This is a genomic window from Sphingomonas sp. S2M10, from assembly GCF_012650175.1.
In the GTDB taxonomy this organism is placed as follows: domain Bacteria; phylum Pseudomonadota; class Alphaproteobacteria; order Sphingomonadales; family Sphingomonadaceae; genus Sphingomonas.
In genome coordinates, this window is record NZ_JAAILI010000008.1 from 397,288 (window position 1) to 417,726 (window position 20,439).

At 66.5% G+C, this 20,439-nt stretch carries 24 protein-coding genes and 1 tRNA gene; 17 read left to right on the forward strand and 8 right to left on the reverse strand.

Translation table 11 applies throughout. The features are described 5' to 3' along the window. Nucleotides 1-51 precede the first annotated feature (51 nt). Genes S2M10_RS03215 through S2M10_RS03230 form a run of 4 tightly spaced genes read left to right on the forward strand, consistent with a single transcriptional unit; the run spans nt 52 to nt 3,989 of the window. Nucleotides 52-882 carry a DUF1080 domain-containing protein gene (locus S2M10_RS03215; protein WP_168844820.1) on the forward strand — a complete coding sequence of 277 codons (831 nt, stop codon included), beginning with the start codon at nt 52-54 and terminating at the stop codon, nt 880-882. Continuing rightward, nucleotides 879-1,442, forward strand: coding sequence for a gluconate 2-dehydrogenase subunit 3 family protein (locus S2M10_RS03220; protein WP_211090827.1), 564 nt, complete (start codon nt 879-881; stop codon nt 1,440-1,442). The genes S2M10_RS03215 and S2M10_RS03220 overlap by 4 nt, the downstream gene beginning before the upstream one ends. Continuing rightward, on the forward strand, nt 1,439-2,284 hold the full coding sequence (locus S2M10_RS03225; RefSeq protein ID WP_168844821.1) for a sugar phosphate isomerase/epimerase: 846 nt from the start codon (nt 1,439-1,441) through the stop codon (nt 2,282-2,284). Before S2M10_RS03220 ends, S2M10_RS03225 begins: the two co-directional genes overlap by 4 nt. 31 nt (nt 2,285-2,315) lie before the next feature. Beyond that, nucleotides 2,316-3,989, forward strand: a complete 1,674-nt coding sequence (locus S2M10_RS03230) for a GMC family oxidoreductase (RefSeq protein ID WP_168844822.1) — start codon at nt 2,316-2,318, stop codon at nt 3,987-3,989. A gap of 56 nt (nt 3,990-4,045) precedes the next feature. On the opposite strand, the gene S2M10_RS03235 is transcribed toward S2M10_RS03230, so the two are convergent. After that, a tRNA-Gln gene (locus tag S2M10_RS03235) sits at nt 4,046-4,120 on the reverse strand. Nucleotides 4,121-4,143: 23 nt separating this feature from the next. Next, nucleotides 4,144-5,241, reverse strand: a complete 1,098-nt coding sequence (locus tag S2M10_RS03240) for a branched-chain amino acid aminotransferase (RefSeq protein ID WP_168844823.1) — start codon at nt 5,239-5,241, stop codon at nt 4,144-4,146. Between the two features lie 69 nt (nt 5,242-5,310). On the opposite strand from S2M10_RS03240, the gene S2M10_RS03245 reads away from it, so the two are divergent. Further along, nucleotides 5,311-5,796 carry a helix-turn-helix domain-containing protein gene (locus tag S2M10_RS03245; protein ID WP_168844824.1) on the forward strand — a complete coding sequence of 162 codons (486 nt, stop codon included), beginning with the start codon at nt 5,311-5,313 and terminating at the stop codon, nt 5,794-5,796. Between the two features lie 23 nt (nt 5,797-5,819). On the opposite strand, the gene S2M10_RS03250 is transcribed toward S2M10_RS03245, so the two are convergent. The 5 genes from S2M10_RS03250 to S2M10_RS03270 all read right to left on the reverse strand — a co-directional run bounded on the left by S2M10_RS03250 (nt 5,820) and on the right by S2M10_RS03270 (nt 8,776). Next, nucleotides 5,820-6,434, reverse strand: coding sequence for a hemerythrin domain-containing protein (locus S2M10_RS03250; protein WP_168844825.1), 615 nt, complete (start codon nt 6,432-6,434; stop codon nt 5,820-5,822). A 72-nt stretch (nt 6,435-6,506) separates the two neighbouring features. Further along, nucleotides 6,507-7,313: a pyrroline-5-carboxylate reductase gene (gene proC / locus S2M10_RS03255; RefSeq protein WP_168844826.1), complete on the reverse strand. Its 807-nt coding sequence runs from the start codon at nt 7,311-7,313 to the stop codon at nt 6,507-6,509. Between the two features lies 1 nt (nt 7,314). After that, on the reverse strand, nt 7,315-7,824 hold the full coding sequence (locus tag S2M10_RS03260; RefSeq protein WP_010544228.1) for a YbjN domain-containing protein: 510 nt from the start codon (nt 7,822-7,824) through the stop codon (nt 7,315-7,317). A 112-nt stretch (nt 7,825-7,936) separates the two neighbouring features. Then, complete coding sequence (locus S2M10_RS03265) at nt 7,937-8,197, reverse strand: accessory factor UbiK family protein (RefSeq protein WP_168844827.1); 261 nt, start codon at nt 8,195-8,197, stop codon at nt 7,937-7,939. Nucleotides 8,198-8,212: 15 nt separating this feature from the next. Further along, the gene (locus tag S2M10_RS03270) at nt 8,213-8,776 is read right to left on the reverse strand and encodes a TspO/MBR family protein (protein ID WP_168844828.1); all 564 of its coding nucleotides are present in this window, start codon (nt 8,774-8,776) and stop codon (nt 8,213-8,215) included. 223 nt (nt 8,777-8,999) lie between these two features. Here S2M10_RS03270 and S2M10_RS03275 point away from each other — a divergent pair, with 223 nt between their 5' ends. Further along, nucleotides 9,000-10,145 carry a TonB family protein gene (locus tag S2M10_RS03275; RefSeq protein WP_168844829.1) on the forward strand — a complete coding sequence of 382 codons (1,146 nt, stop codon included), beginning with the start codon at nt 9,000-9,002 and terminating at the stop codon, nt 10,143-10,145. 46 nt (nt 10,146-10,191) lie between these two features. On the opposite strand, the gene S2M10_RS03280 is transcribed toward S2M10_RS03275, so the two are convergent. Next, entirely contained in the window at nt 10,192-10,935 is a 744-nt protein-coding gene (locus S2M10_RS03280; protein ID WP_168844830.1) for a TlyA family RNA methyltransferase, read from the reverse strand. Nucleotides 10,936-11,063: 128 nt separating this feature from the next. Between S2M10_RS03280 and S2M10_RS03285 the strand changes: the two genes are divergently transcribed. From S2M10_RS03285 to S2M10_RS03335, 11 genes are all read left to right on the forward strand, one after another. Then, nucleotides 11,064-11,786 carry an alpha/beta hydrolase gene (locus S2M10_RS03285; RefSeq protein ID WP_168844831.1) on the forward strand — a complete coding sequence of 241 codons (723 nt, stop codon included), beginning with the start codon at nt 11,064-11,066 and terminating at the stop codon, nt 11,784-11,786. A 323-nt stretch (nt 11,787-12,109) separates the two neighbouring features. Then, entirely contained in the window at nt 12,110-12,496 is a 387-nt protein-coding gene (locus S2M10_RS03290; RefSeq protein WP_247650588.1) for a MerC domain-containing protein, read from the forward strand. A 53-nt stretch (nt 12,497-12,549) separates the two neighbouring features. Continuing rightward, nucleotides 12,550-13,008, forward strand: coding sequence for a Fur family transcriptional regulator (locus tag S2M10_RS03295; RefSeq protein ID WP_168845108.1), 459 nt, complete (start codon nt 12,550-12,552; stop codon nt 13,006-13,008). A 51-nt stretch (nt 13,009-13,059) separates the two neighbouring features. Beyond that, nucleotides 13,060-14,985: a 1-deoxy-D-xylulose-5-phosphate synthase gene (dxs, locus tag S2M10_RS03300; protein WP_168844833.1), complete on the forward strand. Its 1,926-nt coding sequence runs from the start codon at nt 13,060-13,062 to the stop codon at nt 14,983-14,985. Nucleotides 14,986-15,180: 195 nt separating this feature from the next. Then, the gene (locus S2M10_RS03305; protein ID WP_168844834.1) at nt 15,181-15,552 is read left to right on the forward strand and encodes a hypothetical protein; all 372 of its coding nucleotides are present in this window, start codon (nt 15,181-15,183) and stop codon (nt 15,550-15,552) included. Further along, entirely contained in the window at nt 15,549-15,773 is a 225-nt protein-coding gene (locus tag S2M10_RS03310) for a hypothetical protein (RefSeq protein WP_168844835.1), read from the forward strand. Before S2M10_RS03305 ends, S2M10_RS03310 begins: the two co-directional genes overlap by 4 nt. A 42-nt stretch (nt 15,774-15,815) precedes the next feature. Further along, a complete protein-coding gene (locus S2M10_RS03315) occupies nt 15,816-16,844 on the forward strand; it encodes a COX15/CtaA family protein (protein WP_168844836.1) in 1,029 nt (342 codons plus the stop codon). Beyond that, entirely contained in the window at nt 16,841-17,155 is a 315-nt protein-coding gene (gene cutA / locus S2M10_RS03320; protein ID WP_168844837.1) for a divalent-cation tolerance protein CutA, read from the forward strand. The genes S2M10_RS03315 and cutA overlap by 4 nt, the downstream gene beginning before the upstream one ends. 136 nt (nt 17,156-17,291) lie before the next feature. Next, nucleotides 17,292-17,771, forward strand: a complete 480-nt coding sequence (rplM, locus tag S2M10_RS03325) for a 50S ribosomal protein L13 (RefSeq protein ID WP_019369452.1) — start codon at nt 17,292-17,294, stop codon at nt 17,769-17,771. After that, nucleotides 17,771-18,337: a 30S ribosomal protein S9 gene (gene rpsI, locus S2M10_RS03330; protein WP_168844838.1), complete on the forward strand. Its 567-nt coding sequence runs from the start codon at nt 17,771-17,773 to the stop codon at nt 18,335-18,337. Before rplM ends, rpsI begins: the two co-directional genes overlap by 1 nt. 406 nt (nt 18,338-18,743) lie before the next feature. Next, nucleotides 18,744-20,432, forward strand: a complete 1,689-nt coding sequence (locus S2M10_RS03335; protein ID WP_168844839.1) for a DUF1800 domain-containing protein — start codon at nt 18,744-18,746, stop codon at nt 20,430-20,432. Nucleotides 20,433-20,439: the final 7 nt, after the last annotated feature.

Genomic DNA, 20,439 nt, shown 5'->3' on the forward strand with positions numbered 1-20,439 from the left:
GATCGGGGTGGTGGTGCCGGGCGATCAAAAAAATACTGGGGAGAGAGAAGCATGTCGAGACGCACCTATGTGCTGCTCGCGGGTCTGGCGGTGCTTGCCGCGACGCCTGTAGCGGCACAGGAGAAGCCGGGGTTCAAGGACACTCCCATCCTGCCGGGGGACGGCAACTGGCACGTCCATGATTCGGACCGGCCCTATCCGATCGTCGTCACCCCCGCCGCGCAGCCCGGCGGCGCGCCCTCGGACGCGATCGTCCTGTTCGACGGCCGCTCGCTCGATGCCTGGACCGCGCAGCGCAAGCTGTGGCCGGTGGCGAACGGCGTGCTCACCGTGCCGACCCGCGCGAGCAGCGGCGGCGAGAATGCGCTGATCACCAAGCAGAGCTTCGGCGACGTTCAGCTCCACCTCGAGTTCCGCTCGCCCAATCCGCCGACCAAGAGCTCGCAGGATCGCGGCAACAGCGGCATCTGGTTCATGCAGCGCTACGAGATCCAGATCCTCGACGGCTATCAGAACCCCACCTATGCCGATGGCACGGTGGGCGGCGTCTATGGCTGGAAGCCGCCGCTGGTGAATCCGTCGCGCAAGCCCGGCGAGTGGCAGAGCTACGACGTGGTGTTCGAGCGCCCCCGCTTCGCCGCCGACGGCAAGCTGCTGCGCCCGGCCTATATCACCGCCTTCCTCAACGGCGTGCTGGTGCAGAACCATCAGGCGATGCTGGGCACCACCAACTGGCGCCACATCGCCGAATATACCGCGCATGCCGATGCCCTGCCGATCCAGCTGCAGGACCATGACTCGCCGGTATCGTTCCGCAACATCTGGGTGCGCCCGCTGCCCGAAGCAGCGATCGCGCACGACCTTCCCGGAGACCGCAAATGATCGTCGACCGTCGCGCCGCGCTTACCGGCGTGCTCGCCCTGTTCGGGGCCAGCGTGTTCGCTCCCATCGCCCGCGCCGCGCAGATGACCGCGACGCAGCTGATCCCCGAGGGGCCGCCGAGCGTCGCCGTGTTCAATCCCGCCCAGCGCGCGCTGATGACCGCGCTCAGCGAGCGGGTGATTCCTACCACCGATACGCCGGGCGCGATCGCCGCGGGCGTACCCGACTTCATCGAGAAGCTGCTCGCCGACTGGGCGATGCCGGGCGACCGTGTGCCGATCGTCGCCGGGCTCGACGCGATCGAGGCGCGTGCCCAGCAGGACTATAAGGTCTCCGCCGCCAAGGCGACGCCGGAACAGCAGGACGCGCTGCTCACGCTCGCGATGAACGACCAGATCCCGGGCGGCAAGACCTTCTTCGAGGCGTTCCGCCAGCTGGTGATCACCGGGTACTACACCTCGGAGATCGGCATCACCCAGGAGCGCGAATATCTGCCGGTGCCGGGCGAATATAACGGTGCCTTCCCCTATTCCCAGGTCAACAAGGTGTACAGCGCATGAGGATCACCCGTCGCACTCTGCTCGCCGGCGCCGGCGGCGTCACCGCCCTTGCGCTGGTGGACCGCCTGATCCCGCAAGCCTTCGCCGCACAGGTCCCCGCCGTCGGCATCCAGCTCTACACCGTGCGCGACATCTTCCAGAAGGATCCCGCCGGCACGCTCGAGGCGATCGCCAGGATCGGCTATCGCGAGGTCGAGTTCGGCGGCGGCGGCTATGACAGCATGGACCCGGCGATGCTCCGCGCCACGATGGACAAGGCCGGCCTGCGCTGCCCCTCGCTCCACATCGGCTATGACGCGCTGCTCGGCCAGTTCGACAAGTCCGTGACGATGGCGCGCACGCTCGGCGCCAAGACCGTCATCCTGCCCTACATGACCGACCAGCACCGCACCGAAGCCGGCTGGAACGCCGCGCTGCCGAACTTCAGGAGGTTCGCGACGCAGCTCAAGCAGGCGGGTTTCGACTTCGCCTATCACAACCATGATTTCGAGTTCACCAACAAGCCCGGCGGCGTGAGCCTGTACGACCGGCTGCTCAAGGAAACCGATCCCGCACTGGTGAAGATCGAGCTCGACCTCTATTGGGCAAAGCGCGCCGGCCAGGATCTGCCGATGCTGATCGACCGGCTGAACAAGCGCCTTTATTCCTACCATGTGAAGGACATGCGCGCCGACGGCAGCATGTCCGCGGTAGGCACCGGCACGATTGACTTCGCCGCGCTGTTCAAGCGCCCGTCGAGCGCGCATGTCCGCCACTTCTATGTCGAGAATGACGAGGCGCCCGCGCCCTATCTTCCGGACATCACCACCAGCTTCAAGACGCTGCAGACGCTGCGCTTCTGAATCATAACACGCCCTGGGAGAGGGAAACGAAATGGCTGCAACCAACAGGTTCGACGCGATCGTCATCGGCTCGGGCGTCAGCGGCGGCTTCGCCGCGAAGGAACTCACCGAGAAGGGACTTCGCGTGCTGATGCTCGACCGCGGCCGTATGGTCGAGCATGGCGAAGGCTATCCGTACGACGGCAAGCCCGCATATGACGTACCGGCGCGCAACATCATGCCCAAGCCGCTGCAGGAGAAGGATTATTTCATTGCCAAGCGCGGCTATGTGCAGCCGAGCAGCATGGGCTTCTACAACAACGACCGGCTGAATCCCTATGCCTTTGACGAGGGCAGCAAATTCTACTGGATCCGCCCCGGCGCCGTAGGGGGGAAGTCGCTGATCTGGGGCCGCTGGAGTTTCCGCTGGAGCCCGGAGGATTTCGAGGCGAACAAGCGCGAGGGCGTGGATGGCGCCTGGCCCATCGGCTATGACGACCTCGCGCCCTGGTATGCCAAGGTCGAGGATTATATCGGCGTCTCGGGCTCGCGCGAGAACCTCCCCTATCTGCCGGACAGCAACTTCCAGCCCCCCATCCCGATGAATGTCGCGGAGAAGTGGTTGAAGGAGCGGCTGGAAGCGAAGTTCCCCGGGCGCAAGCTGATCAACACCCGCCTGTCCAACATGACCGAGGACAAGCCCGACCAGGGCCGCACCAAGTGCCAGTTCCGCAACCAGTGCGGCAATGGCTGTTCGTTCGGTGCCTATTTCTCGACCCAGGCGGTCACCCTCCCCGCCGCCCGCGCGACGGGCCGCCTGACGCTCCAGTCGGACGCGGTGGTCACCAACCTCGAATATGACGCCGCGAAGAAGCGGGTCACCGGCGTACGCTATGTCGATGCCAAGACCGGCCAGGCCCAGGTGGTGAATGCGGAGCTGGTGTTCCTCTGCGCATCGGCGATGGGCTCGAACCAGATCCTGCTCAATTCACGACCGGCGGGCAGCGAGCGCAGCCATTTCGACAGCAGCGGCACGCTGGGCCGCTATGTGATGGATCACATCTTCCGCGTCGGCATCGACGGGGAAATTCCCGGCATGACCGACCTGATCGAATATGGTCGGCGCCCCGGTGGGGTCTACATTCCCCGCTTCCGCAACATCGGCGGCGAGGAGGGCGTCGGCTTCAAGCGCGGCTATGGCTATCAGGGCAGCGCCTGGCGCGTGCCTTCCGCGCCGGTCGGCTTCGGCGCCTCGATGAAACACGCGATGCGCCGCTATGGCCCCTGGCGGTTCAGCATGGGCGCGTTCGGCGAATGCCTGCCCTACAAGGACAATCGCGTCTCGCTCCACCCGAGCAAGGTCGACCGCTTCGGGGTGCCGCTGATGCGATTCGACGTCACCTTCCGCGAGAACGAATTGAAGCTGATTGCCGATGCCAAGGTACAGGGCGAGGCGATGCTGCGTGCGGCGGGACTGCAGAATGTGACGAGCAACGAAGGCGAACATGTGCCGGGCGACGCCATCCACGAAATGGGCGGCGCGCGCATGGGCGCCGATCCGCGCGCTTCGGTGCTGAACGGGTTCAGCCAGGCGCACGACGCATCGAACCTGTACGTCACCGATGGCGCGCAGATGGCGTCGGTTTCGTGCGTCAATCCGTCGCTGACCTTCATGGCACTGACGATGCGCGCCGCCGACCACGCAGTGAAGCAGCTGCGGGGCTGAACCGAAGGAGCGCGCCGACGACGGCGCGCTCCTTCGGTCGGCGATTCAAGGAAAGCTGGCTGGGGCGGGAGGATTCGAACCTCCGAATGACGGTACCAAAAACCGTTGCCTTACCACTTGGCGACGCCCCAACGGGAAGCGGGCTTATAGAGCCTCAGAACAGACGTTCAAGCCATCCGTGCGGGTCCGCCACCGTTCCGCGCTGAATTCCCACCAACTGCTCGCGCAGCCGCTCGGTCAGCAGGCCGGGGCCACCATTGCCGATCTGGAAGTCGAAGCCTTGCCCACGCACCGCGCCGATCGGCGTCACCACCGCGGCGGTGCCGCAGGCAAAGGCCTCGCGCAGGCGGCCGCTCTTGGCGTCCTCGCGCCACTGGTCGATCGAATAGCGCTCCTCGCGGACCTCGACGCCCGCGTCGCGCGCCAGCGTGATCAGCGATTCGCGGGTGATGCCCGGAAGGATCGTGCCCGAGAGGGGCGGGGTGGCGATCGAGCCGTCGTCGAAGACGAAGAACACGTTCATGCCGCCCAGCTCCTCGACATAGCGGTTCTCGACCGCGTCGAGGAACACCACCTGGTCGCAGCCCTGGCGGATCGCCTCGGCCTGGGCGACCAGGCTGCCGGCATAGTTGCCGCCGCACTTGGCGGCCCCCGTGCCGCCCGGCGCGGCGCGGGTATAGTGATCGGACACCCACAGCGTCACCGACGGCGCGCCGCCCTTGAAATAGGCGCCCGCCGGCGAGGCGATCACCAGATACAGATATTCGCTCGCCGGCTTGACGCCGAGGAAGGTCTCGCTCGCGAACATGAAGGGGCGGAGGTACAGCGAGGCGCCCTCGCCTTCCGGGATCCAGTCGCGATCGGCCTCGACCAGCGCGCGGATCGACGAAAGGAACAGCGCCTCCGGCAACGGCGTCATCGCCATCCGCTCGGCCGATTCGCGGAAGCGGCGGGCATTCTCGGCCGGGCGGAACAGCCCCGCACCGCCATCGGGCAGGCGGTAGGCCTTGAGGCCCTCGAAAATCTCCTGCGCATAATGGAGCACGGCGCAGGCGGGGTCGATCTGGAGCGGCGCATAGGGCTGGATGCGCGCGTCGTGCCAGCCCTTGTCGGCCGAATAGCGGATCACCGCCATGTGATCGGTAAATACCTTGCCGAAGCCGGGGTTGGCGAGGATCGTCGCGCGCTCGTCACGCTCGCGCGGATTGGTATGGGCTTCGAATTCGAAATCCAGGATCGTCGCGTCTTCCATCACTCGGTCTTTCTCGTCCCCAGAGCCTCGGGTTGCGCAGGACTAGGCGCGGTGGCAGAAACGGTCAACATGGCTGCCCCAATTCCTGCCTCTCCCCTCTTCCTGCGCGAACCCGAAATCCGGCGCGGCATCGAGCTGCTCTATTTCGGCTATTCGCATCTCACCCGCTCGATCGACGACGGGCTGGCGCGCCAGGGGCTGGGCCGGGCGCACCACCGCGCGCTCTATTTCATCGCCCGCAAGCCCGATTTGACGGTGAGCGAGCTGCTCTCGCTGCTGGCGATCACCAAACAGTCGCTGGGGCGGGTGCTGGGTGAACTGGCCGAGCGCGGGCTTGTCGAGACGCGTGCGGGAACACGCGACCGGCGGCAGCGGCTGTTGCGGCTCACGCCGGCGGGGGCGACGCTGGAAGCGGAGTTGTTCGAGGCGCTGCGCGAAAAAATGGCCGGCGCCTATTCAAGCGCCGGCCAGGGAGCCGTCGGGGGATTCTGGGCCGTGCTCGAGGGGCTGATGCCCGAGGACGAGCGCGGCCGCGCAGCGACGCTGGGGCGCTGACGCGCCCAGCATCGCCGCGGGGTTCAGGCGACCTTGAAGCCTTCCTTGTTCATCGAAAGCGTGAGGGCCTTGTTCTTTTCCTCGCTCAGCTGGGCGCGGAGCTCGGGAAACAGCTGGTCCTCTTCCTCGCGGATGTGCTTTTCCAGCGCGGCGCGGAATTCCTTCACCTTCTCCAGCCACTTGGGCGAGGTGCTCGGCATGTTCTCGAGTTCGTAGAGGAACTGCTTCACATAGCCGTGCTCGGCGTTGAGCTCATCCGCCTGCTCGGTCTTCCCCGCTTCGCGGAGCGCCGGATAGATGACATTCTCTTCCTCAATCGCATGCTTCATCAGCGCGTGCTTGATGTGCGCAAGCAGCATGTTGCGGCGGATCGTCGCCTTGTCGTCGGTCGCTTCGAGCGTGTCGAACACCTTGAGCACCGCCTTGTGCTCGGCCTTCAGCGCGTCGTCCCAGTTGCCGGCGAGCGCGCTCGGCGCCTGCACCGCAGCCTTGCGGCCCAGCATCGCGAGCAGGCCCAGCGCCGCGCCGCCCGCCGCCGCGCCGGCGATCACGCCCAGATTGGCGCCGTTGCTGCTCGTCTTGGCCGTGTTGTTCGCGGCGGTCTTGGTGTTCCGCTTCGGTTCGGTCGTGGTAGCCATGAAAGCCTCCGTCGATACGTGGGATCGGAGGCTTAACCGTTGGGAATACTAGGCGTTCCGTAGACGAACGCGCTATTTGCGCGCTTCGGCGGCCATTTCGGCGTTGCGACGCGCGGACGCCGCGATCGTCTCGCGCAGCAAGGTGGTCAACGCGTTGTCGCGATCGAGCACGTTCAGGCCCTCGCGGGTAGAGCCGCCGGGGCTCGCGACGCGATCTGCCAGCACGGCCGGGCTCTCGCTCGCAGCCGCCGCCATCAACCCCGAACCTTCGACGGTGGCGAGCGCCAGCCGCTGCGCCTGATCGGCGGGGAGGCCGAGCGCGGCACCCGCCTGGGCCAGCGCATCGACGAAGCGGAAGACGAAGCCCGGGCCGCAGCCGGCGAGCGCTGTCAGCGCATCGAGCATCGGCTCGCTCGGCACCCATTCGACCAGCCCGAGCGGCTGCATCAGCGTCTCGGCCGCCGCGCGCGCCCCGGCATCGTCGCTGGGCGTGGTGAGGCCGACGACGCCCTTGCCGATCGCGACCGGCAGGTTGGGCATCGCGCGCACAACGGTCTGCGCCCCCAGCACCTCCGCCAGCGTCGCGACCTCCACCCCCGCCAGGATCGACACCAGCAGCGGCACGCCCGCCACGAACGGCGCGAGTACCGGCGCGACCTTGTGGAGTTGCTGCGGCTTCACCGCGAGCACCAGCGCGGTCGGCCGCTCGCCCTCGGGCGGCGCGGTCACATGCCGCACGCCCTCGGGGATGGAAGGGCTGCCCGGATCAATGACGGTGATCGCGGCAGGATCGATTCCCGCCCCGGCCCAACGGCGGAGCATCGCCCCGCCCATATTGCCGGCACCGACCAGCCAGATCCGTTCGAGCAGCGCAGTCATCTCAGGCCTCGCCCTGGGTCTCGATCAGCGCCGCGGCGATCGCCTCGCTGGGCGTTTTGCCGCCCCAAAGGACGAACTGAAACACGGGGTAGAAGCGCTCGCACTCGTCGATCGCGCTTTCCACCAGCAGCTCGGCCTGGGCGAGCGTCAGCGACGCGCCCTCGTCGCCGTCGATCAGCGCGGCGTGGCGGAACAGCAGGATGCCGGTCGAGGACCAGAGCTCGAAATGGCCGATCCACAATTGCTCGTTGACCAGCCCGATCGTCTCGTAGACCAGCCCGCGCCGCTCCTCGGGGACGCGCACGTCGGGGAAGCCCATGAACTGGAGCACGCCGTCGTCCTCGCGCCAGATCGCGCGGAGTTCATACTGGGTCCAGCTGCCCTTCACCTTGGCGACGATCTCGTCGTCCTCGCGCTCATGGGTCCAACCATGCGCGGCGAAATAGGTTTCGAGCATGTCGATGGGCGCGGCGGCGTCGCGGTCGAATTCCGCTTCGTCTAGCATGCCCATTCAGCCCTCGGTCGTGTAGCCATGCCCGCTAGTGCCAAGCACGCGGACGGGGCACAAGCTTGCGCCCGCGCCCCGCCGTTTAAAGCTGTGGACAAGGAAAGATAGGCCAGCGTCACGCATTCCCTTGCGGGGTCAGCTTCGCCTCCAGCGCATCAAGGCGCGCCTTCAGCGCATCGGCCTCGTCGCGCGCGGCGGCGGCCATTGCCTTGACCGCCTCGAACTCGTCACGGCTGACGAAATCGAGCCCGCCGATCCATTCACGGGCGCGTTCGCGCGCACCGGCCTCGGCTTCGCGGGCCACCCCGGCGAAAGTGCCGGCGGCGCCATTCACCATCTTCACCAGATCGTCGAACAGGCGGTTGTCGGTCTGCATGTCAAAAAACCCCACTCAAAGCGTTTCGAGGTGGATGTGGGCGTTCGAGGCCGCCGACGCAATCTTTTCCGCATCCGGATTGAGGTCGCGGACCTGCGAGAACAGCACGCTCGCGAAGCACACCCAAGCCAGATAGGGCAGCAGCATCAGCCCGGCGAGCGTGCGGACGCGCCAGAAGGCAACCATGGTCACCGCGACGAGCACCGCCAGCGCGACGATCACGATCAGCGCGAGATCGAGCAGGTGGAAGCGGAAGAAGATCGGCGACCAGGCGAGGTTCACCGCTAACTGCACCACGAACAGCACCACGGCCGCCGCCCGGCCCCGGGCGCCGCGCGCACTCAGCACCAGCGCGAGCGCCAGCCCCATCAGCACGTAGAGGATGGTCCAGACGACCGGGAAGGCAATGTTGGGCGGCTGGATTGCGGGCTTGGCGAGCGCGGTGAACCAGGGGTTCTGGTCGCCCGCGGGCGCGACCATCGCCGATCCGAAGCCGAGCAGCACCACGATCGGCACCGTCACCAGCGCGCGCCGCCAGAAGCCCCGACGTAGTTGCGCCTTCGATGCCAGTGCGTTCACGCGATCTCCCCTGTCGTCATTGTCAGACCCGCGCCATGGCCTAGGCGATCGCGACACCGCTGCAAAGACGTCATGCATCGCGCAGCGACCGCGGCGTCGCGACCTTCGCCGCGGCAGCAACGCCAAGATGAACCAAAGATGACATCGATAGTACCTGGCGATTACAACGCGTCATGCAAAGTTTGTTCTTGAAACAACAGTGAAATCAGAGCAATTTCACGACATGCCTTTTCCCGCGCTGTTCCTTTCGCTCGCCGTTCCCGCCGCGCACGCGCAGGAACTGCCCCCGCCACCGCCGCCCTATCCGGGTTCGGGAAAGCCGATCGCCGCACCCAACCTGCTCCTCATCGTGCCCACCGCCGGCGAAGCGCGCTGCGAAGGTGTACCGGTAGCGCTGACGCACCGCGAAGCACCCTTCCCGACCGCTGTTTACAGCAACGGGAAAGCGCCGCTGCCGATCACCCTCAGCTTCCAGATCGATGCGCGGGGACGACCCTTGGACATCAAGCGGACGAACGCCGGCGAATGGAGCCCCGACCGCCTGTACTTCGCGGATACCGACGTGGTTCCGGCCTTTGCCGCATCGCGCTTCGCGCCCGGCGCACGCACGAACTGCACGATCCGTTTCGAACCGCAGCCGGTTGCCGCCATCGATGCGCCGCCGACAATGGCGATGCGGTATGTCGTTGCGCCCCATACGCGGCAGTCGGGCGAACCGGCGTTGTTCCGCCGGTTTCATCCGGCCGACACCAATTGCATCGGCGCCAATGCGCCGAATGTGCGTCTCCGTGCCTTTCCCGCCTTCGAGGAAATTGCCGTCGCCCCCGGCAGTTGGACCTATGCGATGACCGCGTTCGACATCGACGCAAAGGGACGGCCGGTGAACGTGCGGATCATCGGATCGGACGGGAACGCAGCACTCGATCGCGCCTCCGTGCAGGCAGTGCAGCAGTCGCGCTTCGCACCCGAGGCACGGCACGGCTGCACCTATCCCTATTATCGCCGTAGCGACGAGACGCTTGCCGCGCCGCCCCCGCCCGACAAGGCCAGTTTCCGGCCCGCGGACGCGCCGTGCCCGGACGGAGACACGGGCTGGAAGAGCATGCCGACGCTGCAATTCCCGCCCGGCTTCGCAGGGCGGCGGATCGAAGGCTGGGCGATCATCGGCTATGACGTGGCGCCCTGGGGGCAGACCGGCAATGTCCGCGTCCTCGCCGCCGAGCCGGCCGCGGCCTTTGGCGAAAAGGGGCGCGAAATCGTGATGCAGGCCCGCCAGGCACCTTCCACGAGCGGGCGCGTCGGTTGCGTCGACCTGGTGCGCTTCGTCATGCCACAAAAGGGCAAGGAGCCGCCGGACGACGATAGCTGATCGACAACGCACCGCGGCCGACACGGGGCGAACGCTTAGACCGGGTTCAGGCCGAGCCGCCCCGTACCGCGCCGATCAGGAACTCCACATTGCCCTCCGGCCCGGTGATCGGGCTGCGCGTTACGCCCAGCACCTGCCAGCCCTTGCCTTCCAGCCAGTCCGCGACCTCGGTGCAGACCCGCTCGTGCACCGCAGGATCGCGCACCACCCCGCCCTTGCCGACTTCCTCGCGCCCTGCCTCGAACTGCGGCTTGATCAGCGCCGCCAACCGCGCGCCCGGGCGAGTAAAGCCCAGCGGCACGTCGAGCACCTTGGCCAGCCCGATGAAGCTGGCGTCGCACACCACCAGGTCGATCGGCTCGGGGATGTGCGCCGCCGTTAGTATCCGCGCGCTGGTCTGTTCATGGACCGTCACGCGCGGATCCTGGCGCAGCTTCCAGGCGAGCTGATTGGTGCCGCTGTCCACCGCATAGACGCGTGCCGCGCCGTTGGTCAGCAGCACGTCGGTAAAGCCGCCGGTCGAGGAGCCGACGTCGATCGCCACGTCGCCGCCCACGTCCCAGCCGAAATGCTCGAGCGCATGGGCAAGCTTGATGCCGCCGCGGGACACCCAGGGATGGTCGCGCCCGCGCACCTCCACCGCCGCATCCTCGGCGAGCATCTGCCCCGCCTTTTCGATCTTGCGCTCGCCGGTGAACGCGAGCCCGGCCATGATGAGCGCTTGCGCCCGCGTGCGGCTCTCGGCGAGCCCGCGGTCGACGAGCAGTTGATCGGCGCGAAGCTTTGCCATGCCGACCCTTAGGCGCGAGTAACGCTCTGGCGCAACCGCTCCTCCGTTCGGCGCATGGCTTATTGTCCACTATTCGAATGGGAATTAAAAAAGGGGTCCGGCCATTCCCTCCCGAGGAGAGGAACCCAATGACGATCTTTTCGCCGATCGATGATCGCTCGCCGATCATCCTCACCGTCCCCGGCCTGGGCGGCTCCGGGCCGTCGCACTGGCAGACGCTGTGGGAACAGTCCCGCCCCGACACCCATCGAGTCGAACTCGGCATGTGGGACACACCGCATCGCAACGCCTGGGTGACCAAGCTCGACCAGGCGATCCGCAGCGCGCAGGCGCCAGTGGTGCTCGCCGCGCACAGCGTGGGCTGCCTCGCCGTCGCCTGGTGGGCGACGCTGGCGGGGCAGACCTTCGGCACGCCGGTCGCCGGTGCGCTGCTGGTCGCACCCGCCGATGTCGATCGCGACTCGGCGCCCGCCGAGCTGCACGCCTTCCGTCCGACTCCGGCGAGCCCGCTCCCCTTCCCCAGCGTCCTGGTGGCGAGCAGCGACGATCCCTGGATCAATATCGAACGTGCCGAGGATCTCGCCCGCGGCTGGGGCAGCCTGTTCGTCGATGCCGGACCGCAAGGGCATCTGAACGCGGCAAGCGGCATCGGCTGGTGGGAGGAGGGCCAGTCCCTGTTCGACCGGCTGCTCGACACGGCCGCTGCCAGCAGCGGTGGCGTCCGCACCACGGCGGAGGCGCGTTCGCTGCTGGCGGTCCATGCCACCGACGCAGCCCAGACCCATTACCTCGGCACCGCTGCGACGACAGGCATACAAAAGACGATCAATTCGGCGCAGGCGGACTGGTAAAATGAGGGAGAACAACCTATAGTAATCACCATGGGCATGGTCGGGTGACGTACCCTAGAGCGTCATCCGGCCTACCCTTTCGGCATGGCCTGAACTTCGCCCAAGTCGGAATACGATTTGGTGACCCGCAGTTGCAATTATTGCACTGCTAGCGCGCATCGTCATCAAATCGTCGTACATCGGCATGGCGAGGTCTCTCTGATGCATGGCCAAAGAGCGTGCTGCCTCGTCCGGCCAGGAAGGCGATTTGCCTGTATGCACATTAACCGCTAAATCGCGCATGATATATTGTACCTCCCGCTGCCGAGGCCTATATGGCGGCAATGTCGCTGAGTACCCCGATAGCCCGATGGTGGGCGGGCCTGGATGGCAGCTTTGATCGCATCGCGATCGGGATCAGCGGATTGTGCCTCATCCACTGCATCGCGACGACCGTGCTTCTTACCCTGCTCTCCACCGCGGGCGGGCTGCTGGACCCGCACATTCATGAATACGGGCTGGCGCTGGCGATCGGCTTCGGCATCTATGCGCTCGGTCGTGGCATATTGCATCACGGCTATATGGCGCCCGCCGCCGTTGGCGCGTTCGGGCTGGGCATCATGAGCGGCGCGCTGACGCTGCCGCATGGCGGGTTCGAGACCTTCTGGACGCTGGTCGGCGTGTCGCTGGTCGCGCTCGGCCATGACCTCAACCGCCGCGCGACCTATTGAGCACCCACTGGCGGCTGCTTGCCGGAATCGGCGGCAGCGCCTACATCGCCACCATGGCCGCGCATCATCATCACGAGCACCACGGAGCCGATCTCACCAAGGCGGCTCGCACCCGGCTGGAAGAGGCCGGCGAACAGTGGACCGCGATGCGCGAGCGCGTGTTCGAGGCGCTGGCCGGGTTCGACAAGCCTGCGAGCGCCTATGACATCGCCGAGGCGGTGTCGAAGGCGGAGGGGCGCCGGGTCGCCGCCAACAGCGTCTATCGGATCCTAGACCTGTTCGTCGGCTCCAATCTGGCGCGCCGCGTGGAAAGCGCCAACGCCTATGTCGCCAACGCCCATCCCGAATGTCTGCACGACTGCATCTTCCTGGTGTGCGACAGCTGCGGCCAGACCACGCATATCGATGATGATTCGATCACCAAGAACGTGCGTTCCGCCGCGCAACACGCCGGATTCTCGCCGGTCCGTCCGGTGATCGAGGTACGCGGCAAGTGCGGCAAGTGCGACTGACCCTCTGATTTGACCGTTCGACTTGCGCGAAACGATACGGTAACAACGCACATGGCTGACTTACCCAAGACGCCGCTGCTCGACACTGTCGACACGCCGCAGGAGCTCCGGAAGCTCGCCCCCGCCCAGCTGCGCCAGCTGGCAGACGAGCTTCGCGCCGAAACCATCAGTGCGGTGGGCACCACCGGCGGACATCTCGGCTCCGGCCTCGGCGTCGTCGAGTTGACGGTGGCGATCCACTATGTGTTCAACACCCCCGACGACCGGCTGATCTGGGACGTCGGGCACCAATGCTATCCGCACAAGATCCTCACCGGCCGGCGCGACCGGATCCGCACGATCCGCCAGGGCGGCGGGCTGTCCGGCTTCACCAAGCGTAGCGAGAGCGCGTACGATCCCTTCGGCGCCGCGCACTCGTCCACCTCGATCTCGGCCGCGCTCGGCTTCGCGATCGCCAACAAGCTGAACGAAGCGCCGGGCAAGGCGATCGCGGTGATCGGCGACGGCGCGATGAGCGCCGGCATGGCCTATGAGGCGATGAACAACGCCGAGGCCGCCGGCAACCGGCTGGTGGTGATCCTCAACGACAACGACATGTCGATCGCGCCGCCGGTGGGCGGACTTTCGGCCTATCTGGCGCGGCTGATCTCGTCGTCCGAATATCTCGGCCTGCGCGAACTGGCCAAGCGCTTCACCCGCAAGCTCTCGCGCCGCCTCACCGCGGCCGCCGGCAAGGCGGAGGAATTCGCCCGCGGCATGGCGACCGGCGGCACGCTGTTCGAGGAACTCGGCTTCTATTATGTCGGCCCGATCGACGGCCATAATCTCGAGCACCTGATCCCGGTGCTGGAGAATGTCCGCGACAGCGAGCAAGGCCCGATCCTGATCCATGTCGTGACCAAGAAGGGCAAGGGCTATGCCCCGGCCGAAGCCGCGGCGGATAAATATCACGGCGTCCAGAAGTTTGACGTCATCACCGGTGCGCAGGACAAGGCACCGCCGGGGCCGCCGGCCTATACCAAGGTCTTCGCCGACGCGCTGCTCGCCGAGGCGGAGCGCGACCCCGCCGTCTGCGCGATCACCGCGGCGATGCCCTCGGGCACCGGTCTGGACAAGTTCCAGGCGACCTTCCCGGCGCGCACCTTCGACGTCGGCATCGCCGAGCAGCATGCCGTCACCTTCGCCGCGGGCCTCGCCGCGCAGGGCATGCGGCCGTTCTGCGCGATCTACTCCACCTTCCTGCAGCGTGCGTACGACCAGGTCGTCCACGACGTCGCGATCCAGAACCTGCCGGTCCGCTTCGCAATCGACCGCGCAGGCCTGGTCGGCGCCGATGGCGCGACGCATGCGGGCAGCTTCGACGTGACCTATCTCGCCAGCCTGCCCAATTTCGTGGTGATGGCAGCGGCGGACGAGGTCGAGCTCGTCCACATGACGCACACCGCCGCGATGCACGACAGCGGCCCGATCGCGCTGCGCTATCCGCGCGGCAATGGCGTAGGCCTGGAACTGCCAAAGGTTCCGGAGCGGCTGGAAATCGGCAAGGGCCGCGTGGTCCGCGAGGGCAAGAAGGTGGCGATCCTGTCGCTCGGCACCCGCCTCGCCGAGGCGCTCAAGGCCGCAGATACGCTGGAGGCCAAGGGGCTTTCGACGACCGTCGCCGACCTGCGCTTCGCCAAGCCGCTTGACGAGGATCTGATCCGTCGCCTGCTCACCACGCACGAAGTGGCGGTGACGATCGAGGAAGGCGCGATCGGCGGCCTCGGCGCGCATGTGCTGACGCTGGCCAGCGACACCGGCCTGATCGACGCAGGCCTCAAGCTGCGCACCATGCGCCTGCCGGACGTGTTCCAGGATCAGGACAAGCCCGAGAAGCAGTATGACGAAGCCGGCCTCAACGCCGCGCATATCGTCGATACGGTGCTGAAGGCGCTGCGCTACAACGAGGCGGAGCTGGCCGACGGCGTGCGGGCGTGATTTCGATCCTCCCCGGAACGGGGAGGGGGACCAAGACGCGCAGCGGCTTGGTGGAGGGGGAGCGCAGCGGGCGAGTCCCTTGTGGAGCCCCCCTCCACCACCGCCTTCGGCGGCGGCCCCCCTCCCCGTTCCGGGGAGGATCCAAGCCCTACTCCAACCTTGAATCTCCAACATGCACATGCCATGTACATGTACATGGCAACACAGCTTTCAGAGACTCGCTCCAGCCGTGTCGTCGTGCTGGTATCGCCTGAGGAAAAGCGGCGCATTTCCGCCAATGCGGAAGCGGCGGACATGACGGTCAGCGACTTCATGCGCACCGCGGCCGAACGCTATACCGAGCCGACGCCCGCCGAGATGGCGCTGATGCGCGACCTGCTCGCCCAGCTTGAAGCGGCCAATGCCCGCACGGACGAAGCGTTCGCCCAGCTTGAGCACGCCCGCACCGCCGCCGTCGCGTTCGACGAGGATGCCTATCGCGCCCAGGTGCGCGAGCAGTTGCTGGCCGATTCCTCGATCGACTGGGATGCGCTCTCCACCGCCCTGTCCGGCTGGGCCCGCCAGTGAGCTTCTGGACCGACGCGCTGCGCGCCCTCCAGCAGGTCGCCCTCCTCCAGCACAAGGTCGAACAGGCGCTGAACACGGCCGAGGAGGCCCGCCGCCACTCGATCGAGACGCGCGAACGGGTGATCCGCCTGGAGACGCTGATCGACATCGCGATGAAGCGCCAGCCCGTTGCTCCGCCCGCACCGCCCGCGCTTCCCGAAAGTCCATCGGCGGGCAGCTAGCGCCCGCTTCCCCGAGCGCGTACATCGCGGTACGTGCTGAAAATGACCATTCTCCCCCTAACCGCCCGCCCCCGCGCGCTCGCGCACTGGCTGTTCGTCGTCGCCGCGATGATCGTCGCGATGGTCGTGGTCGGGGGCATTACCCGGCTCACTGAATCGGGCCTCTCGATTACCGAGTGGAAGCCGATCTCGGGCATCGTGCCCCCGCTCGATGACGCGCAGTGGCAGGCGGAGTTCGATCACTACAAGCAGATCGGCCAGTATCAGCAGCTCAATCAGGGCATGACGCTCGCCGGCTTCAAGGGCATCTTCTTCTGGGAGTACATCCACCGCCTGCTCGGCCGGCTGATCGGCATGGTGTTCGCGCTGCCGCTGCTGTGGTTCGCCATCCGCAAGCAGATCCCGCAAGGCTATGGCTGGCGGCTCCTCGCGCTGCTGGCACTAGGCGGATTGCAGGGCGCGTTCGGCTGGTGGATGGTGAAGTCGGGTCTCAGCCACACCCGCACCTCGGTCAGCCATTTCTGGCTGGCGACCCACCTGATGACCGCGCTGTTCACGCTGGGCGGCATCGTCTGGACGATGCTCGACCTGCGCGCGCTCGCCGCCAACCATGCCGAGCGCCCTGCCCGGCTGACCGGACTCGGCGCGGGCGTGCTGGTGCTGCTGGCGATCCAGCTCTTCTACGGCGCGCTCGTCGCGGGGCTCGACGCGGGACTGGTCACCAACCAGTGGCCGCTGATGAACGACCGCTTCTTCCCCGGCGTCAGCCAGATCGGCGAGGGCCCGCTCCATGCCGCGCTCTACGATCCGGCGATCGTCCACTTCATCCACCGCTGGTGGGCCTGGGTTGTGGTCGCGGGGCTGATCGTGCTCGCCCGCAAGGCCAAGGCCGCAGGCGACCGCCGCGCCTCGATCGCGATCCACTCGGCGTTCGGCATCCAGATCCTGCTGGGTATCGCGACGGTGATGACCGGCGTCAGCATCCATGTCGCCGCTACGCACCAGCTGGTCGGCGCGCTGCTCGTGTGCGCGACCGTGTGGGGCGTTCACGCCGTCGGCCGCACGCGGTGAGCGACACCGCGCTGCTCTACGTCACCTTCGCCAGCCGCGCCGATGCCGAGCGGGTGGCGGAGACGGTGCTGGCGGACCGGCTGGCAGCCTGCGTCAACATCCTCGCCCCCTGCACCTCGATCTATCGCTGGCAGGGCGGCATCGAGCGCGGCGAGGAAGTGCCGGCGCTGTTCAAGACCCGCCCTGCCCTGGCGCTGCGCCTGCGCGAGCGGATCGCGGCGATCCATGGCTATGACCTGCCGGTGATCGAGCAATGGCCCGTCGAAGCCGGCGCCGCCGTCACCCGCTGGATCGCCGAAGAGACACGCTGAACCGACAGGTATTATTTTACCCGTCAGCAAACCCACGCATTTCTTGACTTTCAGCCGCCAAATCGTCAGAGGGGCATCAATCGCGCTGCCGGCAACGGTGGCGCGTCTGCATTTCCTACGCGAAAGGTCACAGGCCATGAAGGCGCTGATGAAGACCACCAAGTCGGCCAAGCCGGCCGAGGTGGAGAAGAAGTGGCACATCGTCGACGCCGAAGGGCTCGTCGTCGGTCGTGCAGCGGTGGTGATCGCTAACGTCCTGCGCGGCAAGCACAAGACCAGCTTCACCCCGCACGTCGATTGCGGTGACAATGTCATCGTAATCAACGCGGACAAGATCCGTTTCACCGGCAAGAAGCTCGGCCAGAAGGTGTACTACAAGCACACCGGCTATGCGGGCGGCATCAAGGGCATCACCGCCGCCAAGGTTCTCGAAGGCCGCTTCCCGGAGCGCGTTCTGGAGAAGGCCGTGGAGCGCATGATCCCGCGCGGCCCGCTCGGCCGCCAGCAGATGCGCAACCTGCGCATCTTCGCCGGTTCGGAGCATCCGCATGAAGCTCAGAACCCCGAGGTTCTCGACATCGCCGGCATGAGCCGCAAGAACAAGGTGGGTGCATAATGTCTGACAACCGCCAGTCGCTTTCCGACCTGGGCGCCGCGCTGGGCCAGCAGCCCGCCGCGCCGACCGAAGGCCAGGCCGCCGCTCCGGCTGCCGCCGCTGCCGACGCCTATCTCGCCGGCCAGATCGACGAGCCGGCCGCCCCGACCACGCCGCTGCGTGCGCAGGAGCTGGACCAGTATGGCCGCGCCTATGCCACCGGCCGTCGTAAGGACGCCGTGGCCCGCGTGTGGCTGAAGCCGGGCACCGGCAAGATCACGATCAACGGTCGTGACCAGGAAATCTATTTCGCGCGTCCGACGCTGCGTCTCGTCATCAACCAGCCGTTCGGTGTCGCCGAGCGCGAGGGCCAGTATGACGTGATCTGCACCGTCAAGGGCGGCGGTCTCTCGGGCCAGGCCGGTGCCGTGAAGCATGGCATCTCGCAGGCGCTGACCAAGTATGAGCCGGTGCTGCGCGCGCCCGTGAAGAAGGCCGGCTTCCTGACCCGCGACAGCCGCGCCGTCGAGCGTAAGAAGTACGGCAAGGCGAAGGCCCGCCGCAGCTTCCAGTTCTCGAAGCGCTAAGCGTCTCGGCTTCGGCCAAGGAACAAGGGGCGGTCCGGCAACGGGCCGCCCTTTTTCGTTGCGGCCATCCCTTGTGCGCGGAAGATGCCGCTCCCGCCGCATGGCCGATACCATCGCTACCCATAATGGTGCGATGCACCCGCAAGATGACCTTCCGTCCACCCGCCCTGCCGCCCCATCACGGCCCCATACGCCCTCTGGATGCATCGGTTCCCAGAAAACCGCCGCAATGCGGCAACGGTCGACCGCAAGCCAAATCGGTTCGCCTGCGTATTATTCCTTTGAAAACCGATCGTTTGCATGATCTCGAAGGTTATCCCGCTCTGGGACAGCCCTTCCTAAAAATCGTCTATCCCCGTAAAGCTTGGGTGCAACGCGGCAAAATCTGCGGGCGGGGAATTCAGACATGCGACGGATATGGACGGCGGCTGCGCTTGGCGCGGCGGGCTTGCTGTCGGCTTGCGATGGCGGCAGCAGTAACATCAACCTGGCGGACAGCCGGATGACCAGCGGGCTGGTCGATCTGTCCGCTGCCAATGCCGGGCTTTCGCCGGCGCAATCTCAAGTCACGGACGGCATTCGGCTGGCGCGGCAGACGACCTTCGGCCCGACGCCGGAGGTGCTCGAAAAGATCTCCAAGCTGGGAACCGAAGGCTGGCTGGACGAGCAATTCGCCGCCCGGGGCAGCACCTATGCGGACCTCGCCGTGGCACGCCGCATCAACACCTGCAACGATCTGCCGTGCTCGCGGCGCTACTATAGCCGCACCCCGGTGGCGATGCGCTTCTATGCCAATGCCGTTTCCGCGCCCGATCAGTTGCGCCAGCGCGTCGCGTTCGCGCTTTCGCAGATGATCGTGGCCTCGGAGGTGGAACTGCGCCTGACCGGCGGCATCGCGGCGTTCAACCAGCTGTTCCTGGACAATGCCTTCGGCAATTATCGCACGCTGCTGAAGTCGGTGACGCTGAACCCGTATATGGGGCAGTATCTGAACATGGCGGGGAGCAGCAAGGCCGCCCCCTCCGAGAACTATGCCCGCGAGTTGCTCCAGCTGTTCTCAATGGGGCCCAACCAGCTGAACCTGAATGGCACGCTCCGACGCGACGCCTCCGGCGCCTCGGTGCCGAATTATGGCCCCGACGACATTCGTGGCATCTCCCGGGCCCTGACGGGCTGGGATCGCGCCCGGATCGGCAACGCCGCCATCACCGATGCCACCGCCGGCGACGATGTGAAGCCGATGATCCCCGTGCCGGAGCGCTATGATGCCGGCGAGAAGCAGTTCCTCGGCACGCGCGTGCCGGCAGGAGCAAGCCAGCAGGCGAGCGTGGACGCGGTGGTGGACGCGGCGTTCAACAATCCATCGACGGCGCCGTTCGTCTCGCGCCACCTGATTGTGCATCTCGTCACGGCCAATCCCAGTCCCGCCTATGTCGGGAGGGTCGCGGCCGTGTTCGCGAACAACGGCCAGGGCGTACGCGGCGACATGAAGGCGGTGGTGCGTGCCATCCTTACCGATCCCGAGGCGCGCGCCGCGCCGCGTGGCGATCGCGGCAAGCTGAAGGAGCCGGTACTCGCGATGCTGGGCCTCGCCCGCGCGATCGGACTTACCACCGATGGCGTTGCCTTCGTCATGCGGGATACCACGCTGGGCCAGCCGGTGATGCGCGCGCCCTCCGTCTTCAATTTCTATCCGATCGATTATCCGCTGCAGGGCAGCACGACGCTGTACAGCCCCGCATCGAAACTGCTCAACAGCAGCACGGTGATGCGGCTGCACAACTTCATGTACCAATGGACCGTGCAGACCGAGACTTCGACCGTCGAGTTCCAGCCATATACCGGGATCGTGCCCGCTTCCGGGACCAGGTTCGCATGGGCCACCTGGGAGGCTTTTGGCGACAATGTAGACGCGATGATCGCGGCAGTGGACGTACTAATGCTAGGCAATAGCATCACGCCGACGCAGCGCGTTGCCCTGCGGAATGCTGCGTTGGCGATAAAGGACAAGAATGCACGGACGCGCGCCCGCAAGCGCGCCAAGCTGCTGCTCTATCTCGCGGGTACCAGCCCGCAATTCCTGGTCGACCGGTAAGGAACCG